The following is a 22,257-nucleotide window of genomic DNA, read 5'->3' as shown; positions in this document are numbered from 1 at the left end:
ACTAGGTGCCAAAAGGTCTCGCCACCTAGCCAGTGCCCCGCATTAATTACCATAAACTATTGATTTAACAATGTTTCTATTGACAAGACGTAGAAAAAATGAACGCAAAGCCAAAGTTCGGCTTTACGTTCATTTTTTATTAACAAGGGCTAGTTATGTCACAGCCCCCTTTTGAAAAATTCAGATTGAAGAAATTACTTCTTCAATGGGGACCATGCCCACTTCGTGAATTCTTCAATATCATGACCTTCGTCACGCGTAACCTTGAAGTGCTTAGCTAAGATGTCATCCATCTTCTTGTCGAAGGCCTTTGCGGCAGCTTCGTCAATAACACCCTTAGCAACTAAGGTGTTCGCAGCATCCTTGGCTTGGTGGAACCGGTCTAATTCGGAGTATACACGCATGTCGTAAGCAGTCGTGATATCACCATCTTCACGGTAACCATGAACGTGCAAGCCTAAGTGTTGACGTTCGTAGAAGAAGGATTCGATCAAGTCTTCGTAACCGTGGAAGCCAAACAGAACTGGCGTACCAGATTCGCCGAAGAATGACGTGAATTCAGCATCGCTCAATGCACGTTCGTCGTTCAGAGGGCCGTTCTTCTTTTGAAGACGTTCCAATTCAACAACGTTAACGTAACGCATCTTAACGGCTGGGAAAGCATCGTTGATCAGGCTAAGAGCAGCCAGAGTTTCGATGGTTGGTTCAACACCGGCAGAAGCAAAGACGATATCAGCATCTTCACCTTCAGCAACAGTGGAAGCCCAATCGATAGTCTTAAGACCCTTAGTAGCCAATTCTTCAGCTTCGTCGACGGAGAACCATTGTTGACGAGGTTGCTTAGAAGCAACGATATGGTTCAACTTTTGACGGTCGTTGAAGGCACGGTTGAATACGGCCAAGAGCGTGTTCCCATCGGCTGGAAGGTACTGACGGATAAAGTCAGACTTCTTTTCAGACAAGTGGGTTAACATACCTGGATCTTGGTGGGTGTAACCGTTATGGTCTTGTTGGAATACAGTAGAAGTAGAAACCAGGTTCAATGATGGGTAATCATTCCGCCATGGTTCTGCAGCGGCCTGACGGATCCACTTGAAGTGTTGCGTCGTCATTGAGTCGACAACCCGCAAGAAGGATTCGTAAGACGTGAACACACCGGTACGGCCAGTTAAGGTGTAACCTTCAAGCCAACCTTCAGCTTGGTGTTCTGATAATTGGGCATCCAAGATACGGCCTTCAGGGGCTTCGTATTGATCATTAGGCTTCTTGATCTTACTCATCCACTGACGGTTCGTAATCTTGAACATTTCCCAAAGACGGTTAGACATCGTTTCATCAGGTCCGAAGATCCGGAATGATGATGGGTTCTTCGTGGCAACGCCAGCAAAGAAGGTTGACAAAACGTTCATATCCATGTTCCGGTTACCATCTGGTAATTGGGTCCCACGGTTACCTTCGTTGATGTCGTTAGCGAAGTCCTTCCAGTTAGGTAAGTCAAGCATTGCTGGCTTTTCGCCGCGTGCACGACCACCGTTAGCAACTGGGTTAGCAGCCATCCGCTTGTCGCCCTTAGGCGCAAAGTCAGCGACTTCTGCCTTCAATGAACCATCAGCATTGAATAATTCAGCAGGCTTGTATGAGTTCATCCAAGCTTCGAATTCTGGTAATTCATCAAAGTTGTTTTGGCTCAAGCCAAGCGGAACTTGGTGAGCACGGAATGAGTTTTCAATTGGTTCGCCGGCTGGGTTCTTTTGAGGACCGCCCCAACCCTTTGGCAAACGTGCGATAACAACTGGCCAAGCGGCAATTTCACCGTCTTCGTACCGGCCGTTTTCACGGGCGTCTTTTTGAATTTGCTTGATGTCAGCGATAGCTTGGTCAAATAACTTAGCCGCCTTTTCGTGGTAAGTCATGTAATCATGGATATCGTCGTTTTCAAGGAAGCGAGGTGACCAGCCCAAACCTTCGAAGAACTTCGCGATCTTGTCATCGCTCATCCGTGAGAAGATCGTTGGGTTGGAAATCTTAAAGCCGTTTACGTCAAGAATAGGTAATACGGCACCATCGTTCTTAGGGTTCAAGAACTTGATGGAGTTCCATGCAGTCATAGCAGGACCGGTTTCAACTTCACCATCACCAACTACAGTAAATGCAATTTGGTCTGGGTTATCTAAAACGGCACCAGTTGCATGGGAGAGAGAGTAACCCAGTTCCCCACCTTCGTGGAGTGAGCCAGGCGTTTGCGCAGTCATATGGGAACCAATCCCACCTGGGAATGAGAACCGCTTGTACAGACGAGCCATACCTTCAAGATCCTGCGTAATTTCAGGGTAATCTTCAGTGTAGGTACCGTCTAAGTAGGCGTTCGTTACCATAACTTGGCCACCATGACCGGGACCACCGATATAGAACATGTTCAAGCCGTACTTGTTGATCAGACGGTTGGCGTGGGCGTACAGGAACGTTTGTCCTGAAATCGTACCCCAGTGCCCGATAGGCTTAACCTTAACGTCTTCTTTTTTGATTGGTGTGTTCGTTACTGAGAACAATGGGTTGTCCTTCAGGAAGATCATACCACCGGAAAGATACGTTGTAGCACGCCACCAGGCGTCAACCTTTTCCAAGTATGACTTGGAATCGTAATCTACTGCCATGAATTTTACACTCCTTCGTTGAATAACATCCTTCTAAACAATTAACGTAAATCATTAGAGGTTAATTTTGTACTTCTTCATCATACTAAATTTACTCAAAAAGTCAACCTTTTTGTAAATTGATACGGTCCAATTTACAAAAATATCATTTACAGGTCTGCCTGTCTGCTCACTGTTGCCGGCTTAAGGCTGGCTCATTCGCACAACACAATCGTCTAAACCCTATCACGTCGCGTTTTCTCGTCAGCTGACCACGATAGACTCACCATCACCCGATTTTTTCACAGTCGCTGGCCATAATTTCAATTTTGGAAAATTTGGCTTAAAAAAATGCGTGGCCACAGGGTATCGACCAACTCGCCATGCCACTCACACTTTCCATGGAACAGTCTACCAAAGGACGGCCCATTTCCCTACTGTTATGCTTCACTTTTCAGAAACTCTTATTGTTTTCATTGTGAGATCCCTTAATCGACAAAAAAAGTTGCGGCCGTGATTCTGCCCCAACTCGACACTTTAAATTTCACTCTAGCAGACGCCCATTAGATCACGCGACCGTAATCTGCTTACGACCATGTTGTTTGGCGTAATAAAGATTCTGGTCAACCCGATTGTAGAAATCCATAGGAGACGCATCCGCCGTCAGCATGGTCGATACCCCGATCGACAACGAGACTCGAATTTCCTGGGTGCCGACCGTCACCGTTAGCCGATTAACCGCTTCAAAAATTGCCGTGGCGATCTGGCTGGTTCGTGACAAGTCATAATTAGGCAACAGGATGTTAAACTCCTCGCCCCCCGTCCGATACAATTTCAACTTTGAATCGGTGTTGGTCAACACCGACTTCACCGTCGCCGCTACCTGCTGCAACACGGCATCCCCTGCCGAATGTCCATACGTATCGTTGACCTGTTTAAAATGGTCAATGTCAAACATAATCATCGACAGCGGCTGGTCAGTCCGCGAACTTTCCCGGAATAAAAACTTCATGGCACTGGTATATGCCGAAAAATTCTGAGTCTGTGTCAGCGTATCGTGGCTGGCCAATCGCGATAGTCGAACCTTCAACTCCCCATCGTGCGTCAACATATTCACGTAGGCGTACAACAACAATTCGAAGATGACCAGATAGAGCCATTCCTGTTGAAACGTCGCCCAGCTGAAGTGAAACTTCAACTTCATCCACAACCACATCACCCCGCCAAAGGCAACGCCCACGCCCATATAGACCAGCCAAGCGTGTCGTTGATCATGAAACTTTACGCGAATCCAGTTCATGACGAGGAAAAATGCGACCAAGGTGATGGCGTAGCCCCACGACTGCCAATACCGCAGTGAACCGTTGAAGACCATGTACGCCAACACAATCGGCGGAAAAAAGTAGCCCGAGATGTGAATATTTAGGAAATACGCGCAAAAGATTACCGCAATCAATTGAAAATTCATAAATTCCCAAGCGATTGCCCGACCGAGGATGGGCGTCTGCATGCTAAAGACAAACACCAACATATAGATCACACCGTACCACGCATTTAAGACATCATCCGCGATCGCCACGTGTCGCCGGTGACACCAGGTTTCCAACCAGGTAAAGGTGACCCAGTACAAGGTGAGAACGCCTAAAATAAAAAACACACTCGAAATAAATGGTGGCACCTGCCACTCCGACCAAGTCATGGTGAATCCCTTCTTCATTTAAAGATTAAAAAATGACGTTACGCCAGCAACATATTTTTAGTTGAGCCCTGACCGCATTACTTTAATTAAGTATGTCAAAACCACCTCAAAAATCAACTGGTCATTGCGACCGCAGTGTCACCCTGCCGATCACACCGCCGTCTGGCCAAATTGTCTAGCCAAGACGCACGGGTTGTCCCGTTGCCTTTTAACGAAAGGTAAGTATAATTTAATATGATATAGATAGTTTCGGACGAGAACTTATAACACGAAATATATATTAATCTAATAAACAGTAAAAGGGAAGCTTATTTTTATGAAAGTTGTCATTGTGGGGAGCACCCACGCCGGAATTGCCGCCGTCAAACAGGTCTTGGCTAACTATCCTGAGGCAGACATCACGGTCTATGAACGCCAAAAACAGATCTCTTACCTCGCTTGTGCGACTTATCTGCACATTGAGGGCACCGTGCGCTCTCTGGCAGATACCTTCTACGCGGAACCCGATGATTTTGTCAAACAGGGCGTCAAAATGGCCGTTCAACACGATGTCATTTCAATCGACGCCCAGGCGCACACCTTGGTGGTCCAGAATCTCTTAACCAAACAGAAGACCACCGATAGCTACGACAAACTGATTATGGCGACGGGCTCGATCACGGCCATTCCGGCCATTGTTGGCATCGAGAATACCAAAGTTCGATTATGTAAAACCTTTGACCAGGCACGAGATCTTTGTGCAGCGGCCGCCGATTTTCAGCGGGTCGCGATTATCGGTGGTGGCTACATTGGTGTAGAGCTCGCTGAAGGCTACGTGCGAACGGGCCACGATGTGACGTTGATTCAAAAGCCCACACGACTACTCAACGGTTATTTGGAGCCAGCCTTATCCCAGACCGTTGAAGCCTTACTCACCGGCCATGGTGTGCACGTCCTCACCAACACCCGGGCCACCAGGTTCGCCAATTCGGCTGATGGCGCCCTAACCATCACCACAACACGCGGTGAGCTGACCGTTGATATGGCAGCGGTCAGTGCCGGCATGCTCCCCCAGACGGATTTACTCACCGGTCAAGTTAAAATGGCCAAGAACGGCGCCATCCTCACCGATGATTACATGCACAGCTCAAATCCCGATATTCTTGCCGCCGGTGACAACGCGGTTATTCACTACAATCCCACCCAAACCGCCGCGTATTCGCCCCTAGCCTCTCACGCCGTTCGCCAGGGGGCTCTGGCCGGAATCAATGTTTTTGAACGCCGAGTACGAACCCTTGGGACGCAGTCGTCCACGGGAATCCTTATCTTCGGGCACACCATTGCCTGTGTGGGCATGACCACCGCAGCGGCCAAGGCAGCGCGGTTCAATGTCGGTAGTGTTCGTTACCAAGGCAGCTACCGACCGGACTTTATGCCGGAAGCCTACCAAGTAACGATTGAACTCATCTACAATCGCAACAATCGGCGGATTCTCGGCGCCCAATTGCTCAGCAAGCATGACATTTCGCAATCCGCTAACACGATTTCGACGCTCATCCAAAATCGCGCGACCATCGACCAATTGGCCTTAGTTGATATGCTCTTTTCGCCCAACTTCAGTCAGCCCTTTAACTACCTGAACCTTGCTGGCCAAATGGCTGTCGCTCAGGAAAACGGCTACCAGCGTTCTTAAATCCACCCACGTAAAGCGGGCGATACGGCTTCCCAATGGAAGCTCGCATCGCCCGCTTTTATTTCCCGTCACCCATGGGCATACAACACCTTTAACGTTTTCAGATCCGCTGCCGACAGGTGGAGATGTCCCTGGTCGTAAGGGTACATGACGGATTGGCGACTCCTACTGTGATTGAGTCCCACCGCATGCCCCACTTCGTGCAACGCCACCGAGGCCCGAATTCCCGCCTCAGGGTGTGCTAAATTCAAACCAGCTCGGGCACGATTAATGGTGTAGGTTCCCAAGCCAACGTACCGCTGAATCTCGGGACCACCTTCGCCTAATTCCAGGAAATTTGGATGATTACCCGCCTCATGTCGATGGTAGGTGTAGAACGTAATCCCGTTTTGCTTCTTTCGGGGACGTCCCGCCACCAACTTCACAACACCCGTGCGATTGTAGACCGCTACCGCCTCTTCAAATATTGGCCGCACGTTGAGCGGTACCCCATTGGCGAAGTGGTAGTAATAGGTGGTCTTTAACGGATGCTCCGCCACAATTCTTTCAACCGGCGTCACGGCCGGCTGATGACTTCCCGGAAGGCGCACCTCTAATTGATGCATGACGCGGTTAACCCGTACACGCGTGAAACGCCAGTCTTGGGTTCCGCCAACTTTGACGACCCCCAGAATGCCAACTATCAATAAAACGAAGATTAACCGTCGTTTCCACATGACCCTGAGTCTCTCCCTTTTTATGCGACTATCCCCAGTTTAGCCGTCTTAGGTGTGAAACCCCAGATAAACTTCTCACCACCGTCAGATTTAACCGGCTAGGCGATTAAATCTGACGGTTTAATTATAAACATCATTATATTTTAATTTTAAGGCTTGTCACCCTAGGCTTAGACACCGGTCAACCCGCAACGTTAGAGTTCGCTAAAAATTTAGCTAGTCCCGTCAAATCATACGCCAAATAAAAAAATCGAGATTATTCATCCCGACTCCCCACTTCTATTTCTAAAGCGTCAGTAAGTCCGCTGGTTGATGCACCAAGTACGTGGGCGCCTCGGCACTGACCGCCGCTGGATCGGCCGCTCCCCACATGGCACCTGCCGTCGCGACACCGGCGTTGTGGCCCATCTGAATGTCGTATTTGGCATCCCCAATCATCACACTTGACTGTGCAGCCAGATTAAATTGAGACAGCAACTTCAGCACGCTATCCGGCGCCGGCTTGTAGTGCGCCACCTGATTGGACCCACAGATCGCCGTAAAAAATGCGGCAAAGCCAATCTGGGTTAAGTTACGCTGCAGGGGCACGGAATGCTTGCTCGAGACAACGAAGAGTTGCTTTCCCTGATCCCGTAACGCTGCCAGCGTAGTCGCCATACCCGCAAAGGGCCGAATCCCCGTTCGTTCGGCCTGCTGATACTGTTGCCGAAATTCCGTGAATAACGCCGCCAGCTCGGCGGACGACAACGGCACCGTGGCTAATTTCGCAAATGAGACCTCGATCGGGACGCCCATGTAACCGACAATGGCTTCACGGGTGGGAACCGCCAGTCCGCGTACCCGGTAGGCCGCCTGAGTGGCCAGCACCGCCACTTGACTGGAATCGGCGATCGTATTATCAAAATCAAAGAAGAAGTTTTCCATGCGCTACCTCCCGTATTTTCCCGCTAAATGAGCATTAAGGCGGATTGAATTGTGGTCAATACCCCATCGTGCTCGTTGTCCACGCTAGTCACACGTGTGGCCGCATCCTGAACGCTGGTTGGCGCATTCCGCATAGCCCAACTGTGCTGCGCGAACTGCAGTAGGGGCACATCGTTGGCACCATCGCCAAAAGCCATCATCTCATCGGCCGCAACCTGCCAACGTTTCGCTAACCACTGGACGGCTGAGAGTTTGCCCACGTTGGCGGCGACGACATCGACGACTCCATAACCGCTATCGTGCGCGCGGAGACGACCCTCAAAATAGGTATTCAGTGCAGTCACTAACTGACTTCCCTGGCCCGGTGCCGTGGAGATGCTGACCTTCTTAATCCGATCGGTCACCGTACTGAGATCGGCAACTTGTTGCAGGTTGTCATAGAACTTTTCGGCCGCATCAAGCAGCACTTGCGGGGCCCCCGTCTCGGTGTACGACCCCTGCTGGCCAACCAAAATAACATACGCGGGCTTCAGAAAATCCTGCTGACGATCAACCGTCACGAACTGATGAACTTGCTCGGCACTGAGGCTACCGTCAAAGACCTGTTGGCCCTGTAAATAGATCGACGCCCCGTTCTCAGCAACGATGGCCAAGTTATCCGCTAGCACATCGTGAAATAGCTTCTCTAAATGGGTAAACTGATTGCCCGAAGATAGGACCAAGCGAATTCCGCGGGCCTGCAACGCTTGCAAGGTCGCCTTAAACAGTGGCTGGTTGAAAGTCTGGTCATTGTGTAGCAGCGTCCCGTTTAAATCGGTCGCGATTAATTTAATTGCCAAAATTTCACTCCTCAACTTATTTCGTTAATGTCGCTATTATACCTTTTTTTACCCGCGGTGCACAAAGGGCGATCCGCTGGCACAAAAAAACTCCCAGAAGCCGCGGACTTCATGGGAGTTTTTTGACTAAATTAAATTAGTTGTTTGCGTTCTTAACCGCAACGACCTGACGGCCATCGTAGAAACCGCAACTTGGGCAAACCATGTGTGACTTACGTAATTCACCACAGTTTGGGCAAGGGGTTAAATTAGGCGTCGTTAACTTGATGTGACCCCGACGCATAGCTTTTTTCGTCTTAGACGTTTTCCGTGCTGGTACAGCCAAAGAAAACACCTCCTTCAAATAAAATTATATCCACTAGTGAAAAAATTTTTAAGGCTTACAAAGGCGATTATTGATCATCCTGATCAGGGAAGAAATCCTTTAACTTTGCAAGACGTGGATCAACTGGTTGATTCTCTTTCTCGACCGCTTCAAGGTTCTCTTCGGAAACGACTTCCCAGCCTTGGCCGGTTGGCATCGCTTCGCCTTGTTGTTCGGCGTCAGAAAGAATGTGCATCGGAATCTGTAAAATAATGTTATCCCCGACGGCCTTGTCTAAATCAATCTGGTCATCGGTTACCACCATCACCACGTCGGTCTTCTCAAACCGTTGGGTGGCCGTTGGATCGGAAACATAAAATTCCGTCATTTTGAAATTAACGGGTAGATCAACCGGCGCTAATGACCGGCTCGACGGGACCGTTAAATCCGCCGTTACCTGTGCAACGATCACGACATCGCCGCCACCCACAACCGAGGCAATTCCCTTAGCGTGGACGGGTCCAATATCCAAGACCTCGTTACCATAACGTTCCACTAAATCCGCCTTTAAATCCAAGGTTTCATCAAACATCAACGGATCATTACGGTGGTTCTTTCGCAGTTCGGTCAACGACCATTTCATCGCAATCCCTCCAATGCAACGTGATAAATTATACCTGTCAAAAAATGTGATGTCAAGGTAATTTCCTTGATAGTCACTCTGAAAGCGTTATTTTTACGGGAATTCGCCCATAATCCTGCGGAATTCCCGTGATTAGTGTCCGTATTGCCCCCAGACGATCATCGAGCGCCCCGGGACCTTTCTGCCAGTCACGGTCGGCCCGGCTCACCAGCGGTAAGTCCACCTGCTTCTTGATCTGATGCAGGTAACGTTGGCCGGTTGGCGAATAGCCCAGTACCCGCAAATATTGCGGGGTCACTCGCATCTCCGCCGGCTTCATTTGTCCCAAAAGATAGGCCGCCTGCCGCTGCAAACGCGTATAGGTGTAGCGCTTGGTCTTCACGGCATGCATGAAGTCGGTGAACGTGGCACTGGTCAATGCCGCCCGTTTCAACCGATACTCCACGCCCTCCGTAATCTGATACATCTGCCGTAAATCGGCCACGTCGCCGCTCACCAGTTGGTAGCGTAAATACGGCCAAAAGTCGGACCAGCTGGTCAATTGACTCGACTGGAGCTGGGTCAATGTCGATGTAGGCACCACCGGACGAATAGCCGCCCAGTTTCCCGCCAGCGCCGCGGTCCGCACCGCAGTCGCACTGGCGAATGCACTGGTCGCCGCAATCGCCGAATCATTGTGTTGGCTTCCCTTGCGTGCCAAAGCCAGAAGCTCCAGTGGGTTCCCTTGGCGACGATTAGCCAACGCATAGAAGAAACCCAGGATGTCGTTGGCCGCATTCAGGGTAATCCCCGTCTGGTCGCGCAGATAACCCTGAAACAGCGAGGCATAGGTCTGGTCGAACCGCTTAAAGGTCGCCGGATCTTGGGGTAAATTCGCCATTAACCGGTCGTAGTCCATCTCCGGATGCTCACTACCGAAGGCCAACCACCGACACTTCAGTGCTGAAATGAGGGCGACCCCGCCCGCGGCAAACAGGTGGGCCGGCTGGACGGCCATGGCCGTGGGGAGTTCGACCACCAAGTCCACGCCACCAGCAATGGCCACCTGAGCGCGTTGCCACTTATCCATGAGGGCCGGCTCACCGCGTTGGACCCAGTTGCCGCTCATGACCGCCACGACAACATCGGCACCGGTCTTGTGCTTTGCCTGTGCCACCTGATACGCGTGACCATTATGAAACGGATTGTACTCCGCAATGATGCCTACCGCCTGCAGTGCCATAGCTATGCCTCCCGCGTGACCTCAAAGAACCACCGCGTCGTCTCGGGCGTGACAGGTGCTTCGCCAAAGTCGGCGCTGACGCGTTGCAGCTTCAACCCCGCCGACTTTAAAGCCGTTTGATACGCCTCTAAAACGTAGGTCCGCTCGTGGTGTAGCTCCGTAACCTTACGATAGTCCCCCGTCTCTTCATTTTGCGTGAAGAACGTCAGATCATGCTCGGCGGCGTGCGGCTCATCCTCAATACCATAGCTGGTCCAAATAAAGGCCCGCGTGTCATCGACGTAGTTGTACATGTACCCCGGATAAACGTCATCCGTTTGGTGGGGTGTAATCACGTCGAACAAAAATTTACCGCCCACCGTCAAATGATCGTGCACTTGACGGAAAGCCGCCGTAACGGCCGCCAAATCTGGTAAATAACAAAAGGAGTCGGCAAAACACGTGATGGTCTGGTAATCCCCAATCATCGTCAGATCCAACATGTCTCCGGCCATCAACGGCATCGTGACGTTGGCCTCCTCGGCGTGTTTCGCAGCCAGCGCCAACATTTCCTCGGAGAGGTCCAAGCCACTGACCTGATAGCCCTGTTGCGCCAATAAGACGCCTAGACGCCCACTACCACAGGCCAGGTCCAGCAGTTCGCCATCGGCCGGCGAGACACGTTGGGCGACAAAATCCAGCCACTGATCGTACATGGCTGGATCAAACAATTCGTCGTAAAGCTCAGCAAAGGACTGATAGATCATGCTTCAGCCTCTACCCATTGCGTTAAGTCAACTTCTGGAGCGTCGGACCACAACTTCTCTAAGTTGTAGTGTCCCCGTTGTTCCTTTTGAAAGACGTGAACAATGACGTCGCCAAGGTCAATCAGAATCCAGTTCGCACTGTTCTTTCCCTCAACGTCCTTGATCGTCACACCCTGAGCGCTGACCTGATCTTCAACCTCGTCCACAATGGCTTGAATCTGCCGGCTGGAGTTGGCGTCCACAATCAGAAAGTAATCGGCCATCAGGCTGACCTTCCGCATATCTAAAGCGGTCATGTCTTCTGCCCGCTTACTTTCGGCAGCCTTGACTGCGATTTCTAAGACTTGTTTGCTATCCATGCAAGTACTCCTCTCAATTTTTGTTGCTTGATTTCTATTTATTTCGTTTGGTAACGGGGAACCCAGGCATTGTACGTGTCCAGTGACTTGGGGTAAACGGGTAACCCGTTTTCCACCAAATACTGAAGCGTATGTTGCGCCTGAAAAGCCACCCCGGCACCGAGGTCTTTCGCCGTGATTGCTCGAGCCTCATCGACCCCAGGAAAATCACGAGCGGGTTCGATGTAATCGGCCATGTACACGATCTGTTCCAGTGGTGTCATGTAGACATCACCGGTTGTGTGGTGGCGAACCGCATTTAAGACGTCTTCGTCGTAAATGTGGAGTTCGCGCTTAATCAGCTCCGCACCGACCACCCCGTGCCAGATTGCGTTGCCGTAATTCAACAAATCGGGATCGAGTCGGTACGCCTTAATGGCGGCAATAAAGTCGTCGTCTGGTCGCTGCTTGGCATAGTCGTGAATTAGCCCAGCGATACTGGCCCGCTCGGCATCGACATGATTAGCCGCCGCCAGCGCTAAGGCCGTCTGCTCCACGCGTAACACGTGATGGAACCGCTTGGGCCGTAGTTGCTGCGAAAGCTGATCGATCAACGCCTGACGCGTACCGGGAAAGATATTGGCATGATACGTTAGTTCAGTCACGGTATAACAGATGCTCCTTTATATAGAGGTCCACCATGGTGGGCACTAAGTAACGAACCGATTGTCCCCGCCGAATCTGATCACGAATCATGGTTGAACTGATCCCAATGTTAGGAACGTCCACCCACAAGACTGGGTAGGGTGACTCGCGCGTAAAACCTTGACGGCAAACGCCCACAAACTGGACCAGCTTGACGAGTTCGTCAATCCGGTACCATTTCGGCAAATAGGCGACCATGTCCCCACCAATAATGAAGTAATACTGGTTCTCGGGATGTTTGCGCGTTAACTGCACCATCGTGTCGTAGGTGTAGCTCTTACCCCCGCGTTGTACTTCGGTCAATTCCAGCTTAAATAGCGGATTGTCCTTAATCGCCGCTTGCACCATGGCCACCCGGTCCACGGCCGGAATGGCCAGCTTACGGTCGACATGTGGCGGCTCGGCATCGGGCATAAATAACACCTGATCAAGTCCCAACTGCGTGGCAACTTGATCGGCAATGACCAAGTGTCCCAGGTGAGGCGGATTAAACGTCCCCCCCAGAATCCCAATTCGGCGCTTTTTAGCAGTGGCTTGCATCTGCGTCGCCACTTGCGTACTCGTTTGCTCTGAGATTTTTACCACGACTGCCAGACCTCCTACATATTTTCAACGACTGATGAAATTCTTTGGTTTTCTTCATCCGTTGCGGGCCGGTAAAGGACCAATACCCGACCAATCGTTTGAACGACTTGAATATCCGTCCCCTGTTCGATAAAGTCCTTGGTCTCATCGACCGAGGCTTCCGCACTCTGTTGGAGATTGATCTTGATTAATTCCCGTTTCTCTAAGGCACCGGTCAATTGATCCAACCAGGCCTGCGTTAAGCCATTCTTACCCACAGAAAATAAGGGGTGCATGGCGTGTGCGTGAGCACGTAAATATCTCTTTTGTTTCCCTCGTAACACGTTGTTTTCCTCCATTTATCTAAATCATTGCGCGCCGGACCAATACGCCGACGCCTGCAGGTGCCCAACCGGTCACGTTCACTCCGGCTGGGACGGTAATCCAACCCAGGCCTTCAAAGACCAGGTCACTCTTAACCGTAGTTTTAAATTCATGCGCAACCAACGGTGGAAAATCTGCCTTGTCTTCCGGCTGCGGTGGCGTCAACAACTGGCCCAATTGCCGGTCGTAAAAGTCATCCGCATTTTCCAGCTTGGTCCGATGAATGTATAGATTATTTTCAAAGTAAGCAATGAAGCCGCTCTTGGGTCCCTTGGTGTAGTCAAACCGCGCCACCCCACCGAAGAACAACGTCTGTTGATCGTTCAGCTGGTAAGTCTTGGGCTTGATCTGCTTTTGCGGGGCCACAATCTTGAGGTCCTTACCATCCAAGAAGTGGGCCATCTGTTGATTCTGAATGATCCCTGGCGTATCCACCAAAACGTGGTCATCATCCAGTGGTAATTCAATCTTATCCAGCGTGGTGCCAGGAAAACGTGATGTGGTAATGAGATCCTTAACCCCGGTGTTTTGCCGAATAATTTGGTTAATCAGCGTTGATTTTCCAACGTTGGTTACCCCTACCACGTAGACGTCGCGATCGCCACGGTACTTGTCGATCATCGACAACAACTGGTCCACCGACTGGTTCGTCTTTGCACTCAGTAGCGTCACGTCAATCGGCCGGAGCCCTTGTTCATTGGCGCGTTGGCGAATCCAATCCTTGAGCTTGCTACGCTTCAAAGAGCTTGGTAACAGGTCTTCCTTGTTCCCCACCAGCAGGATCGGGTTCTCCCCGACAAACCGATGAAGTCCTGGAATCACACTCCCATTGAAATCAAAGATGTCCACAACGTAAACAATCAGCGCGTTGGCATCTTGAATCTGCGTCAATAAATTCAAGAAGTCATCATCCGTCAGACCCACCGGCACAATTTCATTATAGTGCCGTAGCCGGAAACACCGTTGACAATAGACCTCTTCTTTTTCCAAGCCCTTGTCCAAGGCTGACTGCGGCGTGTAACCCGGGGCCGTCTTGTCCGTTGTTTGAATCTCTGCCCCACACCCAATACAGTGCAAAGCCTCACCGTCGACTAAAACGGGTTCAGTGTGTTTTTCGTTCATTAAGATCCTCCTGCCAAGTTAATTCTGGGTACGCATGCCGCAAACGCCACATGACGACCTTTTCTAATAAGCGATTGCCCTTTGTAATCCACGCATCCGACTTCAAGATCGGCTTTACCAGGACGCTGCGGACACCACTGCGGTGTGCCGAAAGGACGTCCGTCAAGAGTTGGTCACCCACCATGATGGCTTCCTCACGGCGCAAATGCCACCGCCGTAATGCCCGCCGAATGCCCCAAGTCAGTGGCTTGAGGGCCCGATGAACGTACGGCAGATTAAAAGGTGCGACGGCTCGGTCGACCCGCGCGCGACTATTGTTGGACACCACAATGACCTGGATACCGGCCATTTCTAACATCGTTAGCCAATGCCGTAATTCAGGTGTACCATCGGGATTATTCCAAGCAATTAAGGTGTTATCCAGATCGGTCATCACAGCCTTAATGCCGTGAGCTTTTAACTGATCCGGTGTCAAATCGTATATATTTGTAACCATCCACGTTGGTTTGAATGCGGAAACCATGCGGGTGACTGCCCCCCTTCGTCCGTTTGCCGTTACCGGCTGTCTAGCTTTTCATTATACGCAATTTCGGTTGATTTTACCACTCGTAATGCCCGACAATCAGCCGTAACGCACAGTAAAGCTAAGCCCTGGTGGGCCCATCACCAATGATAACGGTTTACGTATGATTCTGCGCCAAATGTGATGCAGTTGGCCGGCCTGATTTTTCGTCCGTCTCTGGTCTAAGAGATACGCATGGGGTTGTCGAACCGTGTGCGGGCAGGCCGCTGCGCTTACCCCATTAAGCACCGGCCCGGTTCCACCGGCGTCAATGATACTTATTCGCCAACTTTAGGTGGCCGCTCTCAAAATCTTCTACTCAAGAAACTTGCGGCTTTTGAAACGTGTTCGGTAAGGCAGGTTCCTGCGCTTAGCAAGCTAAGTGACTCCTGTCCGGCGAAGCTTCCCTATGTCGCATGCCGTGGCTTTGACCATTTTAGGTGGCCACTCTCAAAATTTTCTATTTTAAAAACTTGCAGCCTCTGAAACGTGTGCAGTCGGGCAGGTCCCTGCGCTTAACCCCATTAAGCACCGGCCCGGTTCCACCGGGCGGGCACTTAATGACGTTAATGCTCAGGACCTAATCGCCCTTCTTTACACTCTAATAAAAAAGAACCCCGCATCCGCGAAGTTCCTTTCTCATTAACTGAATTAAGCAGCCAATGCAGCCTTAGCTTGTTCTGCTAAAGCAGTGAATGCAGCAGCATCGTTAACTGCCAAATCAGCTAACATTTTACGGTTAACATCGATGTTGGCTAACTTCAAACCGTGCATCAACTTGCTGTAGCTCAGACCGTTCATCCGGGCTGCGGCGTTGATCCGGGCAATCCAAAGCTTACGGAAGTTACGCTTCGTAGCTTTACGGTCACGGAAGGCGTATTGACGACCCTTCATGACTTGGTCCTTAGCAACCTTAAATAAACGGTGCTTTGAACCACGGTAACCCTTAGCTAATTTTAAAACCTTCTTGCGACGTGCGCGTGTAACAGTACCGCCTTTAACTCGTGGCATAATCTTTTCCTCCTAAATCAATTCAAACATTATGTCGACATTTCGTCGACCCGAAAAATCTACGACTAACTTACTTTTGTAATAATGAACGGTAAGTCTTTAAAGTCGTTTCGTTCATCATCCGGGTACCACGAAGGTTCCGGCGTTGCTTCTTGGTCTTACCGTGGAAACGGTGAGAGGTGTAAGCATTGGCACTCTTGATACCGCCCTTGGCAGTCACTTTGAAACGCTTAGCTGCGGCGCGGTTAGTCTTCATCTTTGGCATAATACGTAATTTCCTCCTTAAATCGGCAGCTAAATGCTACCCAATCAATTCACACTATTTCTCTGCGATGGGCGAAAGCATCAGGAACATGCTCCGGCCGTCCATCTTAGGCCGTTGTACAACCGTTGCGACATCCGCCGTTTCAGCTGCCATACGATTAAGCACTTCGCGACCAATGTCTTTATGGGTAATTGCCCGACCCTTAAACCGGATTGAAACCCGAACCTTTTCACCCTTAGCCAAGAACTTCTTAGCGTTCTTCAGCTTGGTGTTAAAGTCGTTGGTATCAATGGTAGGACTCAAGCGAACTTCCTTAACACTGACCACTTTTTGCTTCTTACGCGCTTCGCGTTGCTTCTTTTGCAACTCGAACCGGTATTTCCCGTAGTCCATGATCCGGGCTACTGGTGGCTTAGCTTTCGGTGCAACCAAAACTAAATCGAGGTTAGCGTCTTCGGCGATCTGTAAAGCTTCGCGTTTGGACTTAATGCCCAATTGCTCGCCGTCACCAGCGATAAGCCGTACTTCACGTGCTCGAATTCCCTCGTTGACAATCGTGTCGTTTGCTATGGTAATCCACCTCCAAAATAATCTCCGAGAACTGCAGAATCTCACTCACAAAAAATGCGGGAACCTTTGATGATAATCAAACGGCTCCCGCAAGAAATCCAATGAACATCATCGGATTAACGTGCATATCCAGCCTAGCAGCGTTAGCCACAAGGCGAGAAGCGGAAGCCTCTGCTTAATTTCTCAACTTAACCATCATACCAGCCAGCTCAGAACATGTCAACAGTGTTTCGTCACTAAAATGTTTGTGGCCGTCAAATAAGTCAAACTGTCCGCCTTACTGTTCGCCAAATTTGGTTTAAAACGCGGTGGGCGTCATACCCAGACAACAAAGGGACCGAGGCATTATGTCCCGGCCACCCTTGCATCAATTCTCTTCTATTCTCTAGTTGTTCGCCAGAAACTTTAAGATCTTAGTTTTCACGACTGTAAGAAGCGATGTCGGCCAAGATTTCCTTGACGAAGGCGTCGCTGCTCATCGAGTTACTGTCTTCTTCCCCGTACTTCCGGACAGAGACAGTACCATTGGCCATTTCGTCTTCACCCACAACCAACGTGTATGGAATCTTGTGCGTTTGGGCGTCCCGAATCAGGTAACCCATCTTTTCACCACGCTTGTCGACGTTGACCCGCACGTGAGCGGCCTTTAATTCGGCGGCTAACTTGTCGGCGTAAGCCCCATGCTTTTCTTCGGAAACCGGAATGATGGTGACTTGCTTAGGTGCCAACCAGGTTGGGAAGGCCCCCTTGTAGATTTCAGTCAGGTAAGCAGTGAACCGTTCCATCGTGGAAACCAACCCACGGTGAATCATGACTGGACGGTGTTCTTCACCATCGGCCCCGATGTAGTGCAGGTCGAACCGTTCTGGCAACATGAAGTCCAACTGGATGGTTGACAACGTTTCTTCGTTGCCCAGCGCCGTCTTGGTCTGCACGTCCAGCTTAGGACCGTAGAAGGCAGCTTCCCCTTCGGCTTCAACGTAAGGCAAGCCCAGATCATCCATGGCACCCTTCAACATCTTTTGAGCGTTGTTCCACATTTCGTCATCGTCGAAGTACTTCTCCGTGTTCTTAGGATCACGGTAGCTTAGACGGAACGTGTAGTCCTTGATATCAAAGTCTTTGTAAACCTTGACCATCAAATCCAGGATACTCTTGAATTCGTCTTGAATTTGTTCTGGGGCAACGAACGTGTGACCATCGTTTAAGGTCATTTCACGAACCCGTTGCAGTCCACTCAGGGCACCGGACTTTTCGTAACGGTGCATCATCCCTAATTCGGCAATCCGCAGTGGTAATTCACGGTAAGACCGGATGTGGTGGTTGTAAATTTGAATGTGGCTTGGGCAATTCATTGGCCGCAATTCAAGTTGTTCGCCATCACCCATGTCCATTGGTGGGAACATGTCTTCACGGTAGTGGGCCCAGTGACCGGATTGCTTGTACAGATCCAGGTTGGCCAGGACTGGCGTGTAAACGTGTTGATAGCCGTTGGCAACTTCCTTGTCGATGATGTAACGTTCGATCGTCCGCCGAATCGTGGCCCCATTTGGCATCCAGTAAGGTAAACCGGCACCGACCTTTGGATCAACGAAGAACAGGTCTAATTGGTTCCCGATAACCCGGTGATCACGTTCACGGGCTTCTTGGCGCTTGGCCAAGTCAGCGTCCAAGTCAGCTTGCTTGTAGAAGGCCGTCCCGTAAATCCGTTGAAGCATTGGGTTAGAGGACTTGCCTTGCCAGTAAGCACCGGCAACGGAAAGTAACTTGAACTTCTTCACGTCACCCGTGTTGGCCAATTGTGCACCGTCACTTAGGATTTCGTGATCGCCAATCTTTAAGAAGTTCACTTGGTCGCCATCAACGGCTTTGATCAGTGCCGTTGTGTAAGGATCATCCTTGGCCTTAGCTAAAGCGTCATCCTTGTTAACCAGAACCCGTTGGATATCGGCCTTGTCGCCGACCAACTTTTCAACGATCACCGCAATGGCGTCCAATTCGTCAACACTGACTTGTTGGTCGTCCTTGTCGGTATCCACGTAGAAGCCGTCTTCGTCAGCGCTAACTTCGCCCAAACGAATGGCTGGGAATTCCTTCTTCAAGGCGATCCGAACCAGAGCGGCTGTCGTGTTCCGCAGAACCGTCAGGCCATCGGCATCGCTCTTCGTGACAATCTCAATACTCCCGTCGTGTGCGATAGGCGTTAAGTTGTCGATCAATTCGCCGTCCAACTTGGCCGCAACGGCCTTCTTGCCTAAACTAATTGAAATCGACTTGGCAACATCTTCTGGCGTTGTGCCAGCAGCGAATTCTTTAACGTTGCCATCTGGAAATTTAAGTGAAATACTTGCCATAATTTTCAATCTCCCTTATTGATTTGGGGCCAACCAACGAAAAAATCCCCAGTGCCAAAGAAGGCACTGGGGACGTCATTAACGTGGTTCCACCCGATATTTTTCACGAGACTACTCCCGTGAACTCTAATCGTCGATAACGGAACGGACCGGCCGGAAATTTCCTCCCGACAGCTAGGAAAGTGGTAATGTCTGCGCGCGTTAAGTCGGCTTCCAAGCAAGGCCAACTCTTCCTGTAAACGTCGCCACAAACATCATGTCTTTCGTCATAGCTCGTGTGGTTTCATTGACTATTAAACACTTGCGACTAATTATTGTCAAGCGATGGCGCCCAAAAACTCACGAGAAAGTTTGCTCACGTCGCCATCATCTCTCATCGCCTAAACGCTCGGCTATTGTGGCCGTCGATTGGCGCCCACCATGGTAATTTCACGCGCCAAAAAGCGAATCCGCTGCATCAACCGTTGGGCTTTCAGCGGTTCGTCATCCCCGCGTGTCGAGATACGTAAATGTTCCTTTTCCAGCTGAGCCATGGAGAAGTTGGAACTAAAGAAGGTTGGGAGTTCTTCTTGCATCCGATATTCCAAAATAACACCCAACACGTCGTCTCTAATCCAAGCCGACATGGCATCGGCACCGATATCATCAATGATTAACACCGGGGCCTTCTTCAAGGCATCGAGTTTTTCCGCCACGCCGTTTTGCGCGATGGCGTTTTTCATTTCTACGGCAAAACTCGGGAAGTGCACCAGCGTCGTGGAAAAGCCATCGGCCGCCAATTGGTTGGCAACCGCAGCTAAGAGGTAGGTCTTCCCCACACCGAAGCTCCCGGCTAAATACAGGGCTTGGTGACGCCGCTTGGGATTGGCCTCATAGGCATCGATAAAGTCCAGCGCCGCCATCAAGGCCTCGGCACGGTCCTCATCCTGGTCAAAATGGGCCAGTGACGCTTCGCGAATGTTCTTGGGCATGGCAATGGACTTCACCCGCTGACGCAATTGTTGCTGGGCCTGCTTTTCTAATGTATCCGCCGTTGGAACGTACGCAACGTCAATCAGATGATTCGACACGATTAATTGGGGTTCATACCCCGTGGCAAACGTGGTTCCCCCCTTCGCCAACTTCTCGCGTTCCGAGACGAACTCGTACAACTTAGCGGCCGAGCGGGTCATGACATCGTCCGCAAGCTCGGCCTGATGCTCTTGGTAGAACTTCGTCACGGTCGGGTCATCGTAGACCTTCGCCATCAACTGACGATAGTTATCGTTGAGATGCCGTTGATTCATCAGCTGCTGCATGGTCTTGCTTAAGTCTTCCATCTGCTAATCCTCCTTCCCTTTGCTGCGTTCTTCTAAGCGCGCAATGCGTTGTTGTAATTGTTTTTGTTGGGCCGTTGAAAGCTTAGCCTTACTCGTCGTTGCCCCGGATTCACTGGGCTTCTTCGCCCAATCCGGCAACGTCTCCTTGACCGTTGGTTGTCGCCGCGAACGCCGCGGCTTTGCGGCCGCCTGCTGCCGATCGCGAATCTTTTGAATTGCCAACTGTGGTGTCTTAATCTTGGCCTTGCTCCAGTCGTTGGCAATCGTATCCAGTAAGTTTTTATTCAGCGTTGGTCGATCTTCATCCACCAAGACGTGATAAATCATCAGATTCAGCACGGATTCAGGAAACAGTTGGCGGCTGACCAGATCGCGGACGATGCGCTGTTCGCCATCCGTGACGAAGCCCCCCGTATTCTGCTTGATCCCCTGCAGAAAGGCCGCTGGCGCCGTGGTAGTTGCCACCTTAATCAAGGCCTGTTCGGCACTGGACGCCCCCTTCACGGTCGTCGTGGCCGGTGGTGTGGCGTCTTCCGTCGACGCGGGCACCGGCCGATACTGATTTCCAAAGGCCTGGGCGACGATCCGTTTAAACTGTTCAGGGTTGAAGACATTCGTGGCCAGATCGGTGGCTTCACCAATGTAGCGGGCCATGGTCGGTTCGTCTAAGCCGTAAGTCGCATGCTCAGTCACCAAGAGTTGCCGATACTTGCTCACGGCTCGGGTGTCCACGAAGGACCGCTCGAGCAGTTCGCCCAACAATTTAAAATCGAACTGAACCCTGTCCGCTGCAAGACTGGGCCCACTCGCCGGCGTCGAGGCGGCATACCGATTATCGGTAATGACCGCCGGAATCTCGCGCAGTTCATCCCCGTCCACGTGGAAGACGTCTAGAAAGTTCTTCGTGATATTTTGTTCGTGCTCGCCAGTTTTGACTGCCGGCGTATTCGCCGTGACCAATGCCTGGTAGAGCTCCTCACCGACCACGCCTAACAACTGAACACTGAGCAAGTCGTCCTTAAAGAAATTCTGCGGGGTCAATGGGGCATGCAGTTCATAGACAAAGCTCGACAAATCATCTTCGGTTTTCACTCGAGTCGTCAAGAGCCCCGTCGCCTCTAAGCGCAGTCGGGCCGCATACAAATGGGCCAGATCCAGCCCCAACTCCGCCAATAAAATAGCGTGCCGCTTGTAGTTTTCCCGTTCGGGTAGCCAAAAAAGGGCCGAAAAGAGCCCCGTGGCACTCGGTCCAATAATCGGCTGATAGAGTTGCGTGAGCGTTTGCCAGCTCTGGTCGGTCAGGCGATCCGCCAGCCGAACCAAGAAACCGGTCTTGGGCTGCAACTGGTGCCAGGAATCCTCCATGCCCTATTTCGCCTCGCTTTGCCGATGGCTCCGGTCTTTGGCCTTCGCCTTATCCTTATCCATCATGTCTTTGAGCTCATTGAAGAAGACACCGGTATCCTTGAACTGCCGATAAACACTGGCAAACCGGATATAGGCAATCTCGTCCACATCAACCAACCGGTTCATCACATATTCCCCGATCAGCTGACTGGAAATTTCGTTGACACCCAGTGCACGAATCTTATTTTCCACGTCATCGACAATCTTCGTCATGACGTCCATTCCCACCGGTCGTTTCTCCGCCGAGCGGATAATTCC

Annotated in this window: 23 protein-coding genes and 1 other annotated feature; of the genes, 1 reads left to right on the top strand and 22 read right to left on the bottom strand. The window is 50.8% G+C overall.

What is annotated here, in order from left to right; all coding sequences use genetic code 11:
* Positions 1-194 precede the first annotated feature (194 nt).
* A complete protein-coding gene (locus tag HEQ50_RS10725; RefSeq protein ID WP_168900513.1) occupies positions 195-2,654 on the bottom strand; it encodes a phosphoketolase in 2,460 nt (819 codons plus the stop codon).
* Positions 2,655-3,201: 547 nt separating this feature from the next.
* Entirely contained in the window at positions 3,202-4,332 is a 1,131-nt protein-coding gene (locus HEQ50_RS10720) for a GGDEF domain-containing protein (protein WP_168900512.1), read from the bottom strand.
* A 316-nt stretch (positions 4,333-4,648) separates the two neighbouring features.
* Between HEQ50_RS10720 and HEQ50_RS10715 the strand changes: the two genes are divergently transcribed.
* Entirely contained in the window at positions 4,649-6,004 is a 1,356-nt protein-coding gene (locus HEQ50_RS10715) for an FAD-dependent oxidoreductase (RefSeq protein ID WP_168900511.1), read from the top strand.
* 68 nt (positions 6,005-6,072) lie between these two features.
* Here HEQ50_RS10715 and HEQ50_RS10710 read toward each other — a convergent pair whose 3' ends face one another.
* From HEQ50_RS10710 to HEQ50_RS10615, 20 genes are all read right to left on the bottom strand, one after another.
* Positions 6,073-6,720, bottom strand: a complete 648-nt coding sequence (locus HEQ50_RS10710) for a matrixin family metalloprotease (RefSeq protein ID WP_168900510.1) — start codon at positions 6,718-6,720, stop codon at positions 6,073-6,075.
* Between the two features lie 285 nt (positions 6,721-7,005).
* Positions 7,006-7,644 carry an HAD family hydrolase gene (locus HEQ50_RS10705; RefSeq protein WP_168900509.1) on the bottom strand — a complete coding sequence of 213 codons (639 nt, stop codon included), beginning with the start codon at positions 7,642-7,644 and terminating at the stop codon, positions 7,006-7,008.
* A gap of 23 nt (positions 7,645-7,667) precedes the next feature.
* Positions 7,668-8,483 (bottom strand): Cof-type HAD-IIB family hydrolase, encoded by an 816-nt coding sequence (locus tag HEQ50_RS10700; RefSeq protein ID WP_168900508.1) that lies wholly within the window; start codon positions 8,481-8,483, stop codon positions 7,668-7,670.
* Between the two features lie 136 nt (positions 8,484-8,619).
* Complete coding sequence (rpmF, locus tag HEQ50_RS10695; protein ID WP_168900507.1) at positions 8,620-8,808, bottom strand: 50S ribosomal protein L32; 189 nt, start codon at positions 8,806-8,808, stop codon at positions 8,620-8,622.
* A gap of 67 nt (positions 8,809-8,875) precedes the next feature.
* On the bottom strand, positions 8,876-9,430 hold the full coding sequence (locus HEQ50_RS10690) for a DUF177 domain-containing protein (RefSeq protein ID WP_168900506.1): 555 nt from the start codon (positions 9,428-9,430) through the stop codon (positions 8,876-8,878).
* 73 nt (positions 9,431-9,503) lie between these two features.
* Positions 9,504-10,652, bottom strand: a complete 1,149-nt coding sequence (locus tag HEQ50_RS10685) for a nucleotidyltransferase (protein ID WP_168900505.1) — start codon at positions 10,650-10,652, stop codon at positions 9,504-9,506.
* Positions 10,653-10,654: 2 nt separating this feature from the next.
* Complete coding sequence (locus HEQ50_RS10680) at positions 10,655-11,398, bottom strand: class I SAM-dependent methyltransferase (RefSeq protein ID WP_168900504.1); 744 nt, start codon at positions 11,396-11,398, stop codon at positions 10,655-10,657.
* Positions 11,395-11,757 (bottom strand): ribosome silencing factor, encoded by a 363-nt coding sequence (rsfS, locus tag HEQ50_RS10675; RefSeq protein WP_168900503.1) that lies wholly within the window; start codon positions 11,755-11,757, stop codon positions 11,395-11,397. Before rsfS ends, HEQ50_RS10680 begins: the two co-directional genes overlap by 4 nt.
* Before the next feature lie 38 nt (positions 11,758-11,795).
* A complete protein-coding gene (gene yqeK / locus HEQ50_RS10670; protein WP_168900502.1) occupies positions 11,796-12,401 on the bottom strand; it encodes a bis(5'-nucleosyl)-tetraphosphatase (symmetrical) YqeK in 606 nt (201 codons plus the stop codon).
* Positions 12,394-12,981, bottom strand: a complete 588-nt coding sequence (locus tag HEQ50_RS10665) for a nicotinate-nucleotide adenylyltransferase (RefSeq protein ID WP_211089318.1) — start codon at positions 12,979-12,981, stop codon at positions 12,394-12,396. The genes yqeK and HEQ50_RS10665 overlap by 8 nt, the downstream gene beginning before the upstream one ends.
* A 59-nt stretch (positions 12,982-13,040) precedes the next feature.
* Positions 13,041-13,364: a ribosome assembly RNA-binding protein YhbY gene (yhbY, locus tag HEQ50_RS10660; protein ID WP_168900500.1), complete on the bottom strand. Its 324-nt coding sequence runs from the start codon at positions 13,362-13,364 to the stop codon at positions 13,041-13,043.
* 4 nt (positions 13,365-13,368) lie between these two features.
* Positions 13,369-14,511 (bottom strand): ribosome biogenesis GTPase YqeH, encoded by a 1,143-nt coding sequence (gene yqeH / locus HEQ50_RS10655; protein ID WP_168900499.1) that lies wholly within the window; start codon positions 14,509-14,511, stop codon positions 13,369-13,371.
* Entirely contained in the window at positions 14,492-15,034 is a 543-nt protein-coding gene (locus HEQ50_RS10650; protein ID WP_168900498.1) for a YqeG family HAD IIIA-type phosphatase, read from the bottom strand. The genes yqeH and HEQ50_RS10650 overlap by 20 nt, the downstream gene beginning before the upstream one ends.
* Positions 15,035-15,724: 690 nt before the next feature.
* On the bottom strand, positions 15,725-16,084 hold the full coding sequence (rplT, locus tag HEQ50_RS10645) for a 50S ribosomal protein L20 (protein ID WP_057735409.1): 360 nt from the start codon (positions 16,082-16,084) through the stop codon (positions 15,725-15,727).
* Between the two features lie 70 nt (positions 16,085-16,154).
* Complete coding sequence (rpmI, locus tag HEQ50_RS10640) at positions 16,155-16,349, bottom strand: 50S ribosomal protein L35 (RefSeq protein ID WP_168900497.1); 195 nt, start codon at positions 16,347-16,349, stop codon at positions 16,155-16,157.
* Positions 16,350-16,403: 54 nt separating this feature from the next.
* Complete coding sequence (gene infC, locus HEQ50_RS10635) at positions 16,404-16,904, bottom strand: translation initiation factor IF-3 (RefSeq protein ID WP_168900514.1); 501 nt, start codon at positions 16,902-16,904, stop codon at positions 16,404-16,406.
* 57 nt (positions 16,905-16,961) lie between these two features.
* Positions 16,962-17,102, bottom strand: a sequence feature (ribosomal protein L20 leader region).
* Positions 17,103-17,332: 230 nt separating this feature from the next.
* Positions 17,333-19,273: a threonine--tRNA ligase gene (gene thrS, locus HEQ50_RS10630; RefSeq protein WP_168900496.1), complete on the bottom strand. Its 1,941-nt coding sequence runs from the start codon at positions 19,271-19,273 to the stop codon at positions 17,333-17,335.
* Between the two features lie 392 nt (positions 19,274-19,665).
* Positions 19,666-20,592, bottom strand: coding sequence for a primosomal protein DnaI (gene dnaI, locus HEQ50_RS10625; RefSeq protein WP_168900495.1), 927 nt, complete (start codon positions 20,590-20,592; stop codon positions 19,666-19,668).
* A gap of 3 nt (positions 20,593-20,595) precedes the next feature.
* Positions 20,596-21,957, bottom strand: coding sequence for a replication initiation and membrane attachment family protein (locus HEQ50_RS10620; protein ID WP_168900494.1), 1,362 nt, complete (start codon positions 21,955-21,957; stop codon positions 20,596-20,598).
* 3 nt (positions 21,958-21,960) lie between these two features.
* Positions 21,961-22,257, bottom strand: a 297-nt coding sequence (locus HEQ50_RS10615; protein ID WP_255459900.1) for an ATP cone domain-containing protein, incomplete at its 5' end; no start/stop codon positions are given.

This window comes from Lactobacillus sp. HBUAS51381, assembly GCF_012641095.1.
Taxonomy (GTDB): Bacteria; Bacillota; Bacilli; order Lactobacillales; family Lactobacillaceae; genus Levilactobacillus.
This window is presented reverse-complemented; position numbering and strand designations above follow the sequence as displayed.

Excerpts from the sequence above, each read along its gene's own strand:
- yqeH (WP_168900499.1), bottom strand. The coding sequence starts at position 14,511 with ATGAACGAAAAACACACTGAACCCGTTTTAGTCGACGGTGAGGCTTTG.
- HEQ50_RS10710 (WP_168900510.1), bottom strand. The coding sequence starts at position 6,720 with ATGTGGAAACGACGGTTAATCTTCGTTTTATTGATAGTTGGCATTCTG.
- thrS (WP_168900496.1), bottom strand. The coding sequence starts at position 19,273 with ATGGCAAGTATTTCACTTAAATTTCCAGATGGCAACGTTAAAGAATTC.
- rsfS (WP_168900503.1), bottom strand. The coding sequence starts at position 11,757 with ATGGATAGCAAACAAGTCTTAGAAATCGCAGTCAAGGCTGCCGAAAGT.
- HEQ50_RS10725 (WP_168900513.1), bottom strand. The coding sequence starts at position 2,654 with ATGGCAGTAGATTACGATTCCAAGTCATACTTGGAAAAGGTTGACGCC.
- yhbY (WP_168900500.1), bottom strand. The coding sequence starts at position 13,364 with ATGGAGGAAAACAACGTGTTACGAGGGAAACAAAAGAGATATTTACGT.
- HEQ50_RS10685 (WP_168900505.1), bottom strand. The coding sequence starts at position 10,652 with ATGGCACTGCAGGCGGTAGGCATCATTGCGGAGTACAATCCGTTTCAT.
- HEQ50_RS10720 (WP_168900512.1), bottom strand. The coding sequence starts at position 4,332 with ATGACTTGGTCGGAGTGGCAGGTGCCACCATTTATTTCGAGTGTGTTT.
- dnaI (WP_168900495.1), bottom strand. The coding sequence starts at position 20,592 with ATGGAAGACTTAAGCAAGACCATGCAGCAGCTGATGAATCAACGGCAT.
- HEQ50_RS10650 (WP_168900498.1), bottom strand. The coding sequence starts at position 15,034 with ATGGTTTCCGCATTCAAACCAACGTGGATGGTTACAAATATATACGAT.
- HEQ50_RS10620 (WP_168900494.1), bottom strand. The coding sequence starts at position 21,957 with ATGGAGGATTCCTGGCACCAGTTGCAGCCCAAGACCGGTTTCTTGGTT.
- rplT (WP_057735409.1), bottom strand. The coding sequence starts at position 16,084 with ATGCCACGAGTTAAAGGCGGTACTGTTACACGCGCACGTCGCAAGAAG.
- HEQ50_RS10680 (WP_168900504.1), bottom strand. The coding sequence starts at position 11,398 with ATGATCTATCAGTCCTTTGCTGAGCTTTACGACGAATTGTTTGATCCA.
- HEQ50_RS10705 (WP_168900509.1), bottom strand. The coding sequence starts at position 7,644 with ATGGAAAACTTCTTCTTTGATTTTGATAATACGATCGCCGATTCCAGT.
- rpmI (WP_168900497.1), bottom strand. The coding sequence starts at position 16,349 with ATGCCAAAGATGAAGACTAACCGCGCCGCAGCTAAGCGTTTCAAAGTG.
- HEQ50_RS10690 (WP_168900506.1), bottom strand. The coding sequence starts at position 9,430 with ATGAAATGGTCGTTGACCGAACTGCGAAAGAACCACCGTAATGATCCG.
- HEQ50_RS10665 (WP_211089318.1), bottom strand. The coding sequence starts at position 12,981 with ATGCAAGCCACTGCTAAAAAGCGCCGAATTGGGATTCTGGGGGGGACG.
- HEQ50_RS10715 (WP_168900511.1), top strand. The coding sequence starts at position 4,649 with ATGAAAGTTGTCATTGTGGGGAGCACCCACGCCGGAATTGCCGCCGTC.